At 61.2% G+C, this 15,843-nt stretch carries 13 protein-coding genes; 6 read left to right on the top strand and 7 right to left on the bottom strand.

Going from position 1 to position 15,843, the window contains the following annotated elements; all coding sequences use genetic code 11:
- Window positions 1–65: 65 nt before the first annotated feature.
- The 4 genes from ACM530_RS02065 to ACM530_RS02050 form a co-directional block, all read right to left on the bottom strand.
- The gene (locus ACM530_RS02065) at window positions 66–1,244 is read right to left on the bottom strand and encodes a vWA domain-containing protein (RefSeq protein WP_017137401.1); all 1,179 of its coding nucleotides are present in this window, start codon (window positions 1,242–1,244) and stop codon (window positions 66–68) included.
- The gene (locus tag ACM530_RS02060) at window positions 1,244–2,089 is read right to left on the bottom strand and encodes an AAA family ATPase (protein WP_003210690.1); all 846 of its coding nucleotides are present in this window, start codon (window positions 2,087–2,089) and stop codon (window positions 1,244–1,246) included. The genes ACM530_RS02065 and ACM530_RS02060 overlap by 1 nt, the downstream gene beginning before the upstream one ends.
- 93 nt (window positions 2,090–2,182) lie before the next feature.
- Window positions 2,183–2,416 (bottom strand): hypothetical protein, encoded by a 234-nt coding sequence (locus ACM530_RS02055; protein ID WP_416364167.1) that lies wholly within the window; start codon window positions 2,414–2,416, stop codon window positions 2,183–2,185.
- Between the two features lie 79 nt (window positions 2,417–2,495).
- Complete coding sequence (locus tag ACM530_RS02050) at window positions 2,496–3,569, bottom strand: DUF748 domain-containing protein (RefSeq protein WP_242193968.1); 1,074 nt, start codon at window positions 3,567–3,569, stop codon at window positions 2,496–2,498.
- Window positions 3,570–3,693: 124 nt separating this feature from the next.
- On the opposite strand from ACM530_RS02050, the gene cysK reads away from it, so the two are divergent.
- Complete coding sequence (gene cysK / locus ACM530_RS02045) at window positions 3,694–4,668, top strand: cysteine synthase A (protein WP_416364166.1); 975 nt, start codon at window positions 3,694–3,696, stop codon at window positions 4,666–4,668.
- A gap of 414 nt (window positions 4,669–5,082) precedes the next feature.
- On the top strand, window positions 5,083–6,021 hold the full coding sequence (locus tag ACM530_RS02040) for an aspartyl/asparaginyl beta-hydroxylase domain-containing protein (RefSeq protein ID WP_145163021.1): 939 nt from the start codon (window positions 5,083–5,085) through the stop codon (window positions 6,019–6,021).
- 72 nt (window positions 6,022–6,093) lie between these two features.
- Here ACM530_RS02040 and acnA read toward each other — a convergent pair whose 3' ends face one another.
- Entirely contained in the window at window positions 6,094–8,835 is a 2,742-nt protein-coding gene (acnA, locus tag ACM530_RS02035) for an aconitate hydratase AcnA (protein ID WP_416364165.1), read from the bottom strand.
- 196 nt (window positions 8,836–9,031) lie between these two features.
- Here acnA and rlmM point away from each other — a divergent pair, with 196 nt between their 5' ends.
- The gene (gene rlmM, locus ACM530_RS02030) at window positions 9,032–10,108 is read left to right on the top strand and encodes a 23S rRNA (cytidine(2498)-2'-O)-methyltransferase RlmM (protein ID WP_416364164.1); all 1,077 of its coding nucleotides are present in this window, start codon (window positions 9,032–9,034) and stop codon (window positions 10,106–10,108) included.
- 146 nt (window positions 10,109–10,254) lie between these two features.
- Complete coding sequence (gene tusA, locus ACM530_RS02025; RefSeq protein WP_145163027.1) at window positions 10,255–10,506, top strand: sulfurtransferase TusA; 252 nt, start codon at window positions 10,255–10,257, stop codon at window positions 10,504–10,506.
- Here tusA and ACM530_RS02020 read toward each other — a convergent pair.
- The gene (locus ACM530_RS02020) at window positions 10,503–11,885 is read right to left on the bottom strand and encodes an MATE family efflux transporter (RefSeq protein ID WP_145163029.1); all 1,383 of its coding nucleotides are present in this window, start codon (window positions 11,883–11,885) and stop codon (window positions 10,503–10,505) included. The two genes, tusA and ACM530_RS02020, sit on opposite strands and share 4 nt — an antisense overlap.
- A 302-nt stretch (window positions 11,886–12,187) precedes the next feature.
- On the opposite strand from ACM530_RS02020, the gene pdxB reads away from it, so the two are divergent.
- Entirely contained in the window at window positions 12,188–13,330 is a 1,143-nt protein-coding gene (gene pdxB, locus ACM530_RS02015; RefSeq protein WP_416364163.1) for a 4-phosphoerythronate dehydrogenase PdxB, read from the top strand.
- A gap of 85 nt (window positions 13,331–13,415) precedes the next feature.
- Here pdxB and ACM530_RS02010 read toward each other — a convergent pair whose 3' ends face one another.
- Complete coding sequence (locus ACM530_RS02010) at window positions 13,416–13,589, bottom strand: PA1571 family protein (protein WP_027604248.1); 174 nt, start codon at window positions 13,587–13,589, stop codon at window positions 13,416–13,418.
- A 258-nt stretch (window positions 13,590–13,847) separates the two neighbouring features.
- Between ACM530_RS02010 and ACM530_RS02005 the strand changes: the two genes are divergently transcribed.
- Window positions 13,848–15,635 carry an ABC transporter transmembrane domain-containing protein gene (locus tag ACM530_RS02005; protein WP_416364162.1) on the top strand — a complete coding sequence of 596 codons (1,788 nt, stop codon included), beginning with the start codon at window positions 13,848–13,850 and terminating at the stop codon, window positions 15,633–15,635.
- The last annotated feature ends 208 nt before the right edge of the window (window positions 15,636–15,843 follow it).

The raw sequence follows: 15,843 nt of genomic DNA, 5'->3' as shown, positions 1-15,843 counted from the left end.
CATTGACTGAGGCGCTGCTATCGGGGGCAAGCCCCCTCCCACATTGGATTTATGGTGCATGTGAGTTACTTGGAGAGAAAACGCATCCCTTCTTCCAGGCCCCGTAGCGTCAGCGGGTACATCTGATCTTCCACCAACTCCCGCACAATCCCCGTCGACGCCGTATACCCCCACGTGTCTTTCGGGTACGGGTTAATCCAGATCAGCTTCTTGTACTTGGCCATGAAGCGCTGCATCCATACGTACCCAGGCTCCTCATTCCAGTGCTCGACGCTGCCGCCGGCCTGGGTGATTTCATACGGCGCCATCGACGCATCGCCGATAAAGATCACTTTGTAATCGGCGCCGTATTTATGCAGCAAGTCCTGGGTGGAGGTGCGTTCGGAGGTGCGCCGCTGGTTGTTCTTCCACACCGACTCGTACACGAAGTTATGGAAGTAGAAGTACTCCAGGTGCTTGAACTCAGTCTTGCACGCGGAGAACAGCTCTTCGCAGATCTTCACGTGGGCGTCCATTGAGCCGCCGATGTCGAACAGCAACAGCAGTTTGATGGTGTTGCGCCGCTCCGGGCGCATCTGGATATTCAGCAGCCCGGCATCGCGGGCGGTGTGGTCGATGGTGCCGTCGATGTCCAGCTCTTCGGCCGCACCCTGGCGCGCGAACTTGCGCAGGCGGCGCAGGGCGATCTTGATGTTGCGCGTGCCCAGCTCCACCTGATCGTCGAGGTTCTTGTACTCGCGCTGGTCCCAGACTTTTACCGCCTTGCCCTGGCGCTTGCCGGCGTCACCCACACGGATGCCTTCCGGGTTGTAGCCGCCGGAGCCGAACGGGCTGGTGCCGCCGGTGCCGATCCACTTGTTGCCGCCGGCATGGCGCTCTTTCTGTTCTTCCAGGCGTTTCTTGAATTCTTCGATGAGCTTGTCCAGGCCACCGAGGGACTGGATCTGCGCACGCTCTTCATCGCTCAACGAGCGCTCGAATTCCTTGCGCAGCCACTCTTCGGGAATCAGCGCCTGCAGGTGGTCGTCGAGCTTTTCCAGGCCGTTGAAATAGGCACCGAACGCGCGGTCGAACTTGTCGAAATGCCGTTCGTCCTTGACCAGAATCGCCCTGGCCAAGTAGTAAAACTCGTCCATGTCGGCGAAGACCACACGCTGTTTCAGCGCATTGATCAGGTCGAGCAGCTCGCGCACCGACACCGGCACCTTGGCGGCGCGCATCTCATTGAACAGGTTGAGCAACATTATCGATTACCGCGACGGCTCATGAAGGCCAGACGTTCCAGCAACTGCACGTCTTGCTCGTTTTTCACCAGGGCACCGGCCAACGGCGGGATGGCTTTGGTGGGGTCGCGTTCGCGCAACACGGCTTCGCCGATGTTGTCGGCCATCAGCAGCTTGAGCCAGTCGACCAGTTCGGAGGTGGACGGCTTTTTCTTCAGGCCTGGCACCTTGCGCACGTCGAAGAACACGTCCAGCGCTTCGCTGACCAGATCTTTCTTGATGTCGGGGTAGTGCACATCGACGATCTTTTGCAGGGTGGTGCGGTCAGGGAAGGCGATGTAATGGAAGAAGCAGCGGCGCAGGAACGCGTCCGGCAGCTCTTTCTCGTTGTTGGAGGTAATGATGATGATCGGGCGTTTCTTGGCCTTGATGGTCTCGTCGATTTCGTAGACGTAGAACTCCATCTTGTCGAGTTCTTGCAGCAGGTCGTTGGGGAACTCGATGTCGGCCTTGTCGATTTCATCGATCAGCAGAATCACCCGCTCTTCGGACTCGAAGGCTTCCCAGAGCTTGCCCTTCTTCAGGTAATTGCGCACATCGTGGACCTTGTCCACGCCCAGTTGCGAGTCGCGCAGGCGGCTGACCGCGTCGTACTCGTAGAGGCCCTGATGCGCCTTGGTGGTGGATTTGATGTGCCAGGTGATCAGCTTGGCGCCAAAGGATTCGGCCAGTTGCTCGGCAAGCATGGTCTTGCCGGTGCCGGGCTCGCCCTTGACCAGCAACGGCCGCTCCAGGGTGATGGCGGCGTTGACGGCCAGTTTCAGGTCATCGGTAGCCACATAGGCCTGGGTGCCTTCGAACTTCATCGGTCATTCCTCGAATTCATCAATGCCCGGACTATACCGCGCGGCCCCGGCGACTGTGAACGCAGACGGGTTATTCAGTCTCTGAATGGCCGGTCACACGCGACCCTTGGCGGCTTTCTCCAACGCGTACGCCCGCGCATCCGCTTTGTCCTTGAGCTTGCTGCCGCCCCACAGGGCCAGCGCAGCCAAAACCAGTGTGCCGATGCCGGCGAGGATCATCATGCCGGCGAGGGGGCCGCCGTGCATGGCAAACCCCACTATTTTCACGAAGCCTGAATAGGCCAAGAGGTAGCCAAGAATTGTCAGTATCCATCCTGTGATGCGCATGCTCAGTGTCCTTACTCGTTGTTGTCATTGATCCGTCGGCACGCTAACCGATACCCCGTCTCCCGGTAGGGCGTGCGGCTCAGTTTGCACTGGGCTTGGGTTGTTCATACCGGGCATTGAATGCCTGGATAAAACCATTACGCAAAATCGCCAAAAATGCCGAGAACGCGCTGATATTTTGCTGGTGCACGCTGCCGCTGAGTTCCACGCGAGTGGCAAACTGGTTTTTGTTCTGGTTCTTTAATACGGTCTCGCTGGCGCCGACCACGGCTTCCCAGATCGAGCGGAAGATATTCTTGTCCTTGTTTTCGACATCCTGTTTCCAGTCGAACACCTCTACGTCACGCAGCAGCGGCTTGATATAACCGCTCAGTTGGCCTTTTTCGGCCTGCGCTTCGACCACCACATCGCCCGTGCCGGCCTTGAAGTCGAACTTGCCGTACGCCGACGCGAAGTCATTCAGGCGTTTGAGTTGAATATCCTTGGCGCGAAAGCGGAATTCGAAGTCTTCGAAGTTGCTCAGCGGGTCGAAAGCAGCGGTGGCTTCCAGTGGCGCCTGGCCGAGCAATTGCGCCTTGCCTTCAAAGGTGGCGTCCCGCTTGCCTTTGATGTCCACCACATTGGTCAGGTTGTAGAAGCTGGCGTTGACCTGGGTGGCGTAGATATTCACCGCGGGCTTGGAATTGAAGTTGTGGAAGGCGATCTTGCCGTCCTGAATGCGGACTTCGTTGAGGGTGATCGGCAACAATTTGCCCAACTGTTCACGCCAGTCGGTGCCTTTACCCGTCTGCGATGCCTGTTGGTTGCCACCGTCGACGAAGTTCAGCTCGGGCTGGAAGAACTGCACCTCGGCCACCACCGCATGGTCGTACCACAACGAATGCCAGCTCACCGACACGTCGATCACCGGCGCTTTGACGAACGGAACCGGCACTTTGCCGTCGACTTTGACGATCTGCAGGCCGTTGATTTTATAGGCCCCGCGCCACAGCGCCACGTCCACATCCGTGACCTGGCCGCGGTAATCACCCATGTCGGCGAGCTTGTCGTTCAGGTAGTTGCGCACCAGGTAGGGCAGGGCGAGGTCCAGGGCAATCAGTACTACCACCAGTACGGCGACGATCCATAGCAGCCCACTGTAGCGACGTTTCATGTGCAGGTTCTCCAACGTTATAGGCGATGGACCGCGCGCACCGGCGCAACGTTCCTCTGACTGGACGCCCACCAGCACGAGGCATACCCTTGTGGCCTTGTTGAAATTGCCTTAAGGACCCGTCATGAGCCGTATCTTTGCAGACAACGCGCACTCCATCGGTAACACGCCCCTGGTGCAGATCAACCGCATCGCACCGCGTGGCGTGACCATCCTGGCCAAGATCGAGGGGCGTAACCCGGGTTATTCGGTGAAGTGCCGCATTGGCGCGAACATGATCTGGGACGCCGAAAGCACCGGCAAACTCAAGCCGGGCATGACCATTGTAGAACCGACTTCCGGTAACACCGGCATCGGCCTGGCGTTTGTCGCCGCCGCCCGTGGCTATAAGCTGCTGCTGACCATGCCGGCGTCGATGAGCATCGAGCGGCGCAAAGTGCTCAAGGCGCTTGGCGCCGAGCTGGTGTTGACCGAGCCGGCCAAGGGCATGAAAGGTGCGATCGACAAGGCTGGCGAGATCGTCGCCAGCGACCCGGCCGCCTACTTCATGCCGGCGCAGTTCGAAAACCCGGCCAACCCGGCGATCCACGAAAAAACCACCGGCCCGGAAATCTGGAATGACACCGATGGTGCCGTGGACGTGCTGGTGGCGGGCGTAGGCACCGGCGGCACCATCACCGGCGTGTCGCGTTATATCAAGAACACGGCGGGCAAGCCGATTCTGTCGGTGGCGGTCGAGCCGATCGTTTCGCCGGTGATCACCCAGGCGTTGGCCGGTGAAGAGATCAAGCCGAGCCCGCACAAGATCCAGGGCATCGGCGCCGGGTTTGTGCCGAAAAACCTCGATCTGTCGATGGTGGACCGCGTAGAGCGGGTGACCGACGAGGAATCCAAGGCCATGGCCCTGCGCCTGATGCAGGAAGAGGGGATTCTGTGCGGTATTTCCTGTGGCGCCGCAATGGCCGTGGCCGTGCGTCTGGCCGAGAAACCGGAAATGCAGGGCAAGACCATCGTGGTGATCCTGCCCGACTCCGGTGAGCGCTACCTGTCGAGCATGCTGTTCAGCGATTTGTTCACCGACCAGGAAACCCAGGCCTGATCGGTTCTTCGTGGCAAGAAGGCTTGTTGTGGCTTGCAGGCTTGTCGTGGCGAGCGGGCTGGTTGTGGCGAGCGGGCTTGCCCCGCGTTGGGCTGCGAAGCAGCCCCAAAACCTGACGCCGCGGTTTATCAGTTGCACCGCGGCGTCTGAAGTGGGAGCGCTGCGCGCTCCAACGCGGGGCAAGCCCGCTCGCCACAACCAGCCCGCAGGCCACAACAAGCCTTCTTGCCACAACCAGCCCGCAGGCCACGACAAACCCGCCAGCCACAAGGCCCCCAGGGTGTTGATTTATGTCAGCCGGTCGGCCTGGGCCTTCTGCATAATGGCCCAAGTGTTTATCATGGCCGGCTGCTACGTCTGGTTTCCCTTCGACGGGAGGCTGTTGGCCAGGCGCTTATTTCCAGGAGTTGCTGCATGACCTTTTCTTTGGCCGCCAAACTGTCGGTGTTGCTGTTGTTTATCGGCAGCACGCTGTATGTGCACCTGCGTGGCAAGGCGCGTTTGCCGATGTTGCGTCAGTTCGTCAACCATTCGGCGCTGTTCGCACCCTATAACGCCCTGATGTACCTGTTCTCGGCCGTGCCGTCCAAACCGTACCTGGACCGCAGCAAGTTCCCGGAGCTGGATGTGCTCAAGGACAATTGGGAAGTGATCCGCGAAGAGGCCATGCACCTGTTCGACGAGGGTTATATCCGCGCCGCCGAAAAGAACAACGACGCCGGTTTCGGTTCGTTCTTCAAGAAGGGCTGGAAGCGTTTCTACCTCAAGTGGTACGACAAACCGCTGCCATCGGCCGAGGCGCTGTGCCCGAAAACCGTGGCCCTGGTCAGCAGCATCCCCAACGTCAAGGGCGCGATGTTCGCGCTGTTGCCGGGCGGCAGTCACCTCAACCCGCACCGCGACCCGTTTGCCGGTTCCCTGCGCTATCACCTCGGGCTGTCCACGCCAAACTCCGATGATTGCCGCATCTTCGTCGATGGTCAGGTCTATGCCTGGCGTGACGGTGAAGACGTGATGTTCGACGAAACCTACGTGCACTGGGTGAAGAACGAAACCGACCAGACCCGCGTGATTCTGTTCTGCGACATCGAACGCCCGCTGAGCAATCGCCTCATGACCCGCGTCAACCGCTGGGTCAGCATGCAGTTGGGCCGCGCAACCGCGCCGCAGAATCTGGATGATGAACGTGTTGGCGGGATCAACCAGGCGTATGCCTGGAGCAAGACCTTCAGCGACAAGTTCAGCGGCGTGGTCAAGCAATGGAAACGCAAGCATCCCAAGGCCTACCGCATTGCGCGGCCGGTGCTGGCGGTGGTGGTGCTGGTGCTGCTGTGGAAGTGGTTGTTCAGCTGATTTGAAAGGTTAAACACAGGTTGAAATGTGGGAGGGGGCAAGCCCCCTCCCACATTGGTTTTGCAGTGTTGCTTAAGAGGCGATCAACTGGCGCAGCACATAGTGCAGAATCCCGCCCGCCTTGAAGTATTCCACTTCATTGAGGGTGTCGATCCGGCACAGCACCTCGACCTTCTCGCTGCTGCCATCCTCGCGCGTAATCACCAACGTCAGGTTCATGCGCGGCTCGATCTCGGCATGGGTCAGCCCAAGAATGTCGATCTTTTCCTTGCCGGTGAGTTTGAGCGCCTTGCGATTCTGATCCAGCTTGAACTGCAACGGCAGCACGCCCATGCCCACCAGGTTGGAACGGTGAATCCGCTCGAAGCTCTCGGCGATCACCGCCTTGACCCCCAGCAGGTTGGTGCCCTTGGCTGCCCAGTCGCGGCTCGAACCGGTGCCGTATTCCTGGCCGGCGATCACCACCAGCGGTGTGCCCGACGCCTGGTATTTCATGGCCGCATCGTAGATCGGCATTTTCTCGCCGGTGGGGATGTACAGCGTGTTGCCGCCTTCTTCGCCGCCGAGCATTTCGTTGCGGATACGGATATTGGCAAACGTGCCGCGCATCATCACTTCATGGTTGCCCCGGCGTGAGCCGTAGGAGTTGAAGTCACGCGGCTCCACGCCCTGCTCGCGCAGGTAGCGCCCGGCGGGGCTGTCTGCCTTGATGTTGCCAGCAGGGGAGATGTGGTCGGTGGTTACCGAATCGCCCAGCAAGGCCAGTACATTGGCGCCTTTGACGTCCTCGATGACCGGCAGTGGCCCGGCGATGTCGTCGAAGAACGGTGGGTGCTGGATGTACGTAGAGTCTTTCTGCCATACGTAAGTCGCCGCTTGCGGCACTTCAATCGCTTGCCACTGCTCATCGCCGGCAAACACCTCGGCATATTCCTTGTGGAACATGCCGGTGCTGACTTGGGCCACGGCGTCGGCGATTTCCTGGCTGCTTGGCCAGATGTCTTTCAGGTACACCGGCTGGCCGTCTTTGCCTTCGCCCAGCGGCTCGCGGCTGATGTCGATGCGCACCGTGCCGGCCAACGCATAGGCGACCACCAGGGGCGGCGAGGCCAGCCAGTTGGTTTTCACCAGGGGGTGTACGCGGCCCTCGAAGTTACGGTTGCCGGACAGCACCGAGGCGACGGCGAGGTCGGCTTTCTGGATGGCTTTTTCGATCGGTTCAGGCAATGGCCCCGAATTACCAATGCACGTGGTGCAGCCGTAACCCACAAGGTCGAAGCCCAGTTGGTCAAGGTATTGGGTGAGGCCCGCCGCCTTGTAATAGTCGGTGACCACTTTGGAGCCAGGCGCCAGCGAGGTTTTTACCCAGGGTTTGCTGGTCAGGCCTTTTTCCACGGCTTTTTTTGCCACCAGGCCTGCGGCCATCATCACGCTGGGGTTGGACGTGTTGGTGCACGAGGTAATCGCGGCAATCACCACGGCGCCGTTTTTCAGGCGATAGGTGTGGCCGTCGTACTCATAGTCGGTTTCGCCTACCAAGTCGGCGTTGCCCACGGCGACACCGCCGCCGCCTTCGCTTTCCAGGCGGCCTTCTTCTTTGCTGGTCGGTTTGAATTGCAGGTCGAGGAAATCGCTGAAGGCCTGGCCTACATTCGGCAGAGACACACGGTCCTGCGGGCGTTTCGGCCCGGCGAGGCTGGCTTCGACGCTGCCCATGTCCAGTGCCAGGGTGTCGGTGAACACCGGCTCCTGGCCGGCGTTGCGCCACAGGCCCTGGGCCTTGGTGTACGCCTCCACCAGCTTGACGGTTTCAGCAGGGCGGCCGGACAGGCGCAGGTAGTCGAGCGTCACCTCATCCACCGGGAAAAAGCCGCACGTGGCGCCGTATTCCGGCGCCATGTTGGCGATGGTGGCGCGGTCGGCCAGCGGCAGGTCGGCCAGGCCGTCGCCGTAGAACTCGACGAACTTACCCACCACGCCTTTTTTACGCAGCATCTGGGTGACGGTCAGCACCAGGTCGGTGGCGGTGATGCCTTCCTTGAGTTTGCCGGTGAGCTTGAAGCCGATTACTTCCGGAATCAGCATCGACACCGGCTGGCCGAGCATCGCCGCTTCTGCTTCGATGCCGCCCACGCCCCAGCCGAGTACGCCAAGGCCGTTGATCATGGTGGTGTGCGAGTCGGTGCCTACCAGCGTGTCCGGGAAGGCGTAGGTACGGCCGTCTTCGTCCTTGGTCCACACGGTGCGGCCCAGGTATTCAAGGTTGACCTGGTGGCAGATGCCGGTGCCCGGTGGCACCACGCTGAAGTTGTCAAAGGCGCTTTGGCCCCAACGCAGGAAGGCGTAGCGTTCGCCGTTGCGCTGCATTTCGATGTCGACGTTTTGCTCAAACGCGCTGGTGGTGCCGAATTTGTCGACCATCACCGAGTGGTCGATGACCAGGTCCACGGGAGAGAGCGGGTTGATGCGCTGCGGGTCGCCACCGGCCTTGGCCACGGCGGCGCGCATGGCGGCCAGGTCGACCACGGCGGGCACGCCGGTAAAGTCTTGCATCAGCACGCGGGCCGGGCGGTATTGGATTTCGCGGTCGGACTGGCGCTCTTTGAGCCAGGCGGCGATGGCCTTGAGGTCGGTGCCGGTGACGGTTTTGCCGTCTTCCCAGCGCAGCAGGTTTTCCAGCAGCACCTTGAGGGACATCGGCAGCTTATCCAGGTCACCCAGGCTCTTGGCGGCTTCGGGCAAGCTGAAGTAGTGGTAAGTCTTGTCGTCGATTTGCAGGGTTTTAAGGGTTCTCAGGCTATCAAGGGATGACATTACATGACTCCTTATGGTCCGCACGGCTACGGACCTGACGGGACGAACAGAGCTTTCAACTTAGCCCTGTTTTCATTAGCAGGCTAATAACTGGACTCTATCGTTAAGTCCAAGGTTCCGAACTCGGCTATCATGCGCGCGTTTTCATGACAGGTAGTGCGATAGCGCAATGCCGGTTGATTCACCAGGAGAGTTGATGAACACCCTTTTTATGCACTGCCGGCCGGGTTTTGAAGGCGAAGTCTGTTCCGAGATCGCGGAACACGCCGCGCGCCTGAACGTTTCCGGCTATGCCAAGACCAAGACCGGCAGCGCCTGCGCCGAATTTGTCTGCACCATCGAGGACGGCGCCCAGCGCCTGATGCACGGCCAGCGCTTTGCCGAGCTGATCTTCCCAAGGCAGTGGGCGCGCGGGGTGTTCATCGACCTGCCGGAAACCGACCGTATCAGCGTGATCCTCGCGCACCTGCAAGGCTTCCCGGTGTGCGGCAGCCTGTGGCTGGAGATGGTCGACACCAACGACGGCAAGGAACTGTCGAACTTCTGCAAGAAATTCGAAGTGCACCTGCGCAAAGCCTTGTTGAATGCCGGCAAGCTGGTCGATGAACCGAGCAAGCCGCGCCTGCTGCTGACCTTCAAGAGCGGCCGCGAAGTGTTCATGGGCCTGGCCGAGTCGAACAACTCGGCGATGTGGCCGATGGGCATCCCGCGCCTCAAGTTCCCGCGTGAGGCGCCCAGCCGCTCCACCCTGAAGCTGGAAGAGGCCTGGCACCACTTTATCCCCCGCGACCAGTGGGATGAGCGCCTGCACAGCGACATGACCGGCGTCGACCTCGGCGCAGCGCCTGGCGGCTGGACCTGGCAACTGGTCAACCGTGGCATGCTGGTAACGGCCATCGACAATGGCCCAATGGCCGAAAGCCTGATGGACACCGGCCTGGTTCAGCACCTGATGGCCGACGGCTTTACCTTTGTGCCCAAGCAGCCGGTGGACTGGATGGTCTGCGATATCGTAGAGAAGCCGGCGCGTAACGCGGCCCTGCTGGAAACCTGGATTGGCGAAGGCTATTGCCGTGAGGCGGTGGTGAACCTGAAATTGCCGATGAAGCAGCGTTACGCCGAGGTGAAGCGTTTGCTGGAACGCATTGAAGACGGCTTCAAGGCGCGTGGTATTCGTGTTGAGATCGGCTGCAAGCAGCTGTACCACGACCGTGAGGAAGTGACCTGCCACTTGCGTCGGCTGGTGGATGTGAAGAAGCAGAAGTCCCGCTGACACCTTGAGGTAACCACAAGACCAATGTGGGAGCGGGCTTGCTCGCGAAAGCGGTATAACAGTCGAAATTTATGTTGAATGTGCCCGCGTCTTCGCGAGCAAGCCCGCTCCCGTATGTTGAGCGGCGCCCGTTTCAGGAGTGATGTATGAATCAGCCCCTCGATTTGCCGGCAGACGCCGTGCTCGACGCCACCGGCCTCAACTGCCCTGAGCCGGTGATGATGCTGCACCAGCACATCCGCGACTTGCCGCCCGGCGGCTTGCTCAAGGTGATTGCGACCGACCCGTCGACCCGCCGCGATATTCCCAAATTTTGCGTGTTCCTTGACCACGAACTGGTGGATCAGCAGGAACAGGCCGGTACGTACCTGTACTGGATTCGCAAGAAGGCCGATTAAACCAGGCGAATCCGCCGGCGCGCGCTGCGTGTCAGGCGGATCACCAGCATCGCGGCGGCGCAGCTCAAGCCCACGATCAGTCCCTGCCACAGGCCGCTGGGTCCACTGGCGGCGCCCAGCCAATCGGTCAGCCCCAGCGCGTAACCCACCGGCAACCCCACGCCCCAATACGCGAACAAGGTCAGCACCATGGTCACCCGTGTGTCCTGATAACCCCGCAGCGCGCCGGCGGCCGTGACCTGGATCGCGTCCGAAAACTGGAACAGCGCCGCAAACACGATCAGCATCGACGCCACGTGGATCACCGACGGGTCAGGCGTATAGATCGTGGCAATTTGCTCGCGAAACAGCAGCATCAGGCTGCAGGACAGGCACGCGTAGGTCAGTGCCGTGCCCATGCCGACCCCTGCGGCAAAACGCGCTTCACGCGGCTCACCGCGGCCAAGGGCCTGGCCGACACGCACGGTAACGGCCATGCTCAGCGAGTAAGGGATCATGAACACCAGCGAACTGAAGTTCAGCGCGATCTGGTGCCCGGCCACTACGCTGGCGCCCAGGCTGCCGATCAGCAGGGCGATCACCGCAAAGATGCTCGATTCGGCAAACACCGCAATGCCAATTGGCAGGCCGATGCTCAGCACACGCTTGATCACCGACCATTTTGGCCAGTCGAAACGCTTGAACAACTCGCTGCTCTGATAGGCCGGTGCCCAGCGGGTCCAGGCGGCCAGGCCGAGCATCATCACCCACATCACGATTGCCGTGGCCCAGCCGCAACCCACGCCGCCCATGGCCGGCACGCCGAAGTGGCCATAAATGAACACGTAGTTCAGCGGAATATTCAGCGCCAGCCCGCACAGGCCCATGACCATGCTCGGCCGCGTGCGACCCAGGCCGTCGCTGAAGCAGCGCAGCACGTAATACAGGGCGATGGCCGGCATGCCGGAGGCGATGCCGTGCAAGTAGGCCATGCACGGTTTGATCAGCTCGGGGTCGACATTCATCGCATGCAGGATCGGCTCGGCGCTGACCAGCATCAGCAGCGCGGTGAGCCCGACCACCACGGCCAGCCACAACGATTGACGCACCAGCGGGCCGATCTCGGAGTAGTGGCCGGCACCGAAGCGCTGGGCGACCTTGGGCGTGGTGGCCAGCAAGGTGCCGGTCATCAGCAGGTACACCGGAATCCAGATCGAGTTGCCCAGGGCCACGGCTGCCAGGTCTCGCGGGCTCACACGCCCGGCCATCACCGCGTCGACGAAGCCCATGGCGGTGGTCGCGAGTTGGCCGATCATGATCGGCAGGGCCAGGGTCAGCAGGCTGCGCACCTCGCGGCTGACGCGGGCGGGGCGGGAGAGGGCGGTGGTGGCGGTGTTCACGTGCGAGTGTCCAGTAAAAGTGTTGCAAAGGACGGCGCAGTCTACGCGCTGACGCACCGGTCAGGAAAAAACCTGTGTTAGCGATTTGTAAGCAATCCCAGAGCCGGCACATAACCCCTGTGGGAGTCGGGCTTGCCCGCGATAGCATCAGCTCGGTGCAGCGGTTGTGCCGAGGTGTCTGCATCGCAGGCAAGCCAGCTCCCACACCAGTCTGGCTCCCACATAAGCACTGCCCACCTGGCATCTGCGGTGTTACACAGATCGCATCCCTGTACACTGCTGGTCCGCGAAAGGAGCCTGCCATGCTGATTGTTGCCGACGAAAATATCCCGCTGCTCGATGCATTCTTCGAAGGGTTTGGCGAGATTCGCCGGGTGCCCGGCCGGTCCATCGACCGCGCCACGGTCGGGCAGGCTGACGTGCTGCTGGTGCGCTCGGTGACCAACGTCAATCGCGCGTTGCTGGAAGGCACACCGGTACGGTTTGTCGGCACCTGCACCATCGGCACCGACCATCTGGACCTCGATTACTTCAAGCAGGCCGGCATCACCTGGTCCAGCGCGCCGGGCTGCAATGCGCGTGGCGTGGTGGACTATGTGCTGGGCAGCCTGCAGACCCTGGCCGAAATCGAAGGCGTCGACCTCAATCAGCGCACCTACGGCGTTGTCGGTGCCGGTGAAGTCGGCGGGCGGCTGGTCAAGGTGCTCAAGGGCCTGGGCTGGAACGTGCTGGTGTGCGACCCGCCGCGTCAGATCGCTGAAGACGGCGATTACGTCAGCCTCGAACAGATCATCCAGCAGTGCGACGTCATCAGTCTGCACACACCGCTGACCAAATCCGGCAACGGCTCCACCTGGCATTTGTTTGACCGCGAGCGCCTCAACCGCCTCAAGCCTGGCGCCTGGCTGATCAACGCCAGCCGTGGCCCGGTGGTGGACAATGCTGCCCTGCGTGAAGTGTTGCTGGAGCGTGAGGACCTGCAAGCGGTGTTGGACGTGTGGGAAGGCGAGCCCGAAGTGGATGTCGACCTGGCTGACCTGTGTGTGCTGGCAACCCCACATATCGCCGGTTACAGCCTCGACGGCAAGCAGCGCGGCACTGCACAGATTTATCAGGCGTTCTGCGCCCATCTGGGCCAGGCGCCGAGCATCCAGCTAAGTGATCTGCTGCCGCAGCCGTGGCTGGCCGAGGTGCACTTGAACGCTTCGACCGACCCGGCCTGGGCGTTGGCAACCTTGTGCCGCAGCGTGTACGACCCGCGCCGTGATGACGCGGATTTGCGCCGTAGCCTCGTAGGCTCTGTGGACCAGCAACGCAAGGCGTTCGACCTGCTGCGCAAGCATTACCCGCAGCGCCGAGAGATTGACGGCTTAAAGGTGCGAATCAATGGCGACTCTGCCGGGCTGTCGGCGATCGTCACCGCCCTGGGCGCCGAACTGCTTTAACGCAACGCGCCGGCAAAGGGCGTGCGCATACGCAAGGCATAAAAAACCCGGCCACAGGGGCCGGGTTTGAAAGAGCTCGGGCGTATCAGCCTTGCTGCGCAGGCTTGACCAGGCGCTGTTCCAGTTCGCGGCACGCTTGCTGGATCATCTCTTCGGTAATCTGCACTTCGCGGCCTTGAGCGTCGATCACGGAGCAAGGCAGATGCTGCGGTTGGCGGATCACTTCAATCTTGGCATCGCTGCTGTTTTGCAAGGTCATGGCCTGTCTCCTCATCAGGTTGTGTACCTACTGTGTTTCTTACATTAAGCCCCCCGCGTGACCAAGCTATTACAACTCCTTACAAAGTCACCGGTTCGAATAACCAGTCCACCAGAAAGCGATACAAATTTCCAGCGGGGGGTTAGACCGATAACCTCTAGGGATCAGCATCGGCGGGCATAATTAACCTGACTCATTGTTATTTACTCAAGTTCCCCCAATGTTGTGGTGTAGATACTTATCTCCCCTGCGCAGGTGATGCCCTCCATGTTCTCAGTCCGTCAACGCCGTGCGATCCGCTTGGCCAGCCGCTTCATCGCGCCCTACCGTTGGCAGGCGCTGGGTGCCTTGCTGGCGCTGATCGTCACGGCGGGCATCACCTTGTCCATGGGGCAGGGCATTCGCCTGCTGGTCGACCAGGGCTTCATGACGCAGTCGCCGCACCTGCTCAACCAGTCCATTGGCCTGTTCATGATGCTGGTGCTGGGCCTGGCCGTGGGTACGTTTGCGCGGTTTTACCTGGTGTCGTGGATCGGCGAGCGGGTGGTGGCGGATATTCGCCGGCAGGTGTTCAACCATTTGATCTACCTGCACCCCGGCTTTTACGAAAACAATCGCAGCTCGGAAATCCAGTCGCGGTTGACCACCGACACCACCTTGCTGCAATCGGTGATCGGCTCCTCGCTGTCGCTGTTCCTGCGCAATGCCCTGATGGTCATCGGCGGCATCGTGCTGCTGTTTGTCACCAACCCCAAGCTCACCAGTATCGTGGTGATCGCGCTGCCACTGGTGCTGGCGCCGATCCTGATTTTCGGCCGGCGTGTGCGCAGCCTCTCGCGCCTGAGCCAGGACCGCATCGCTGACGTCGGCAGTTATGTGTCTGAGACCCTCGGCCAGATCAAGACCGTGCAGGCCTACAACCATCAGGTCCAGGACGAGCAGCGTTTTGCCGTTACCGTGGAGGAGGCCTTTGCCACGGCGCGCAAGCGTATCGTGCAACGCGCCTGGCTGATTACGCTGGTGATCATGCTGGTGCTCGGCGCCGTTGGCGTGATGCTGTGGGTCGGCGGGATGGACGTGATTGGCGGCCGTATTTCCGGCGGTGAGCTGGCCGCGTTCGTGTTTTACAGCCTGATCGTGGGCAGTGCGGTCGGTACGTTGAGCGAAGTGCTTGGCGAACTGCAACGCGCCGCCGGTGCTGCCGAGCGGATTGGCGAGTTGTTGCAGTCGAGCAACGAAATCCAGGCCCCCGCCGATGGCACCGTACAGTTACCGGAGCGCGTCAGCGGCCGCATGGAACTGCAAGACTTGCGCTTTTCCTACCCGTCGCGCCCGGACAGCTACGCCATCGACGGTTTGAGCCTGACCATCCATCCCGGCGAAACCTTGGCACTGGTCGGCCCATCCGGCGCCGGTAAGTCCACGATCTTCGACCTGCTGCTGCGTTTCTATGACCCCCAGCACGGCCGCATCCTGCTCGAAGGCCACGCGCTGACCGCGCTCGACCCGATGGACCTGCGCCGCCACTTCGCATTGGTGTCGCAAAGCCCGGCGCTGTTTTTCGGCAGCGTCGAAGAAAACATCCGCTACGGCAACCCGTCCGCCACCACCGCGCAGGTCGAGGCCGCGGCGCGCATCGCCCATGCGCACGACTTCATCCTGCAAATGCCCCAGGGCTATCAGACCCACCTTGGCGACGGCGGCATGGGCCTCTCCGGCGGCCAGCGCCAACGCCTGGCCATCGCCCGTGCGTTGTTGGTGGACGCGCGGATCCTGCTGCTGGACGAAGCCACCAGCGCACTGGATGCCCAGAGCGAGCATTTGATTCAGCAGGCGTTGCCGCAACTGATGCAGGGCCGCACCACCTTGGTGATTGCGCATCGGTTGGCAACGGTGAAAAACGCCGACCGCATTGCAGTGATGGACCAGGGCAAGCTGGTGGCGGTGGGCACGCATCAGCAGCTGATCGCGAGCAATCCGCTGTATGCGCGGTTGGCGGCGTTGCAGTTCAATGAGGGTGATGAGGTCGCGAAAAGCGAGGGCTAGCCGGCCTGCATTGCGCTGTTCCTGTGGCGAGCGGGCTTGCCCCGCGTTGGGCTGCGTAGCAGCCCCAAAACCTGTGTACTCGGTTTGAGCGGTTATATTGAGGCGCCTGAATGGGAGCGCTTCGCACTCCAGCGCAGGGCAAGCCTGCTCGCCACATCAAGCTTGCTCACCACAACAGGCCTGCTGGCTACATTTACCCTGCTAGCCA

Source organism: Pseudomonas sp. NFX183, assembly GCF_047943075.1.
GTDB lineage: Bacteria > Pseudomonadota > Gammaproteobacteria > Pseudomonadales > Pseudomonadaceae > Aquipseudomonas.
The sequence above is the reverse complement of the archived record's forward strand: the minus strand, read 5'-3'. Positions and strand labels throughout refer to the sequence as shown.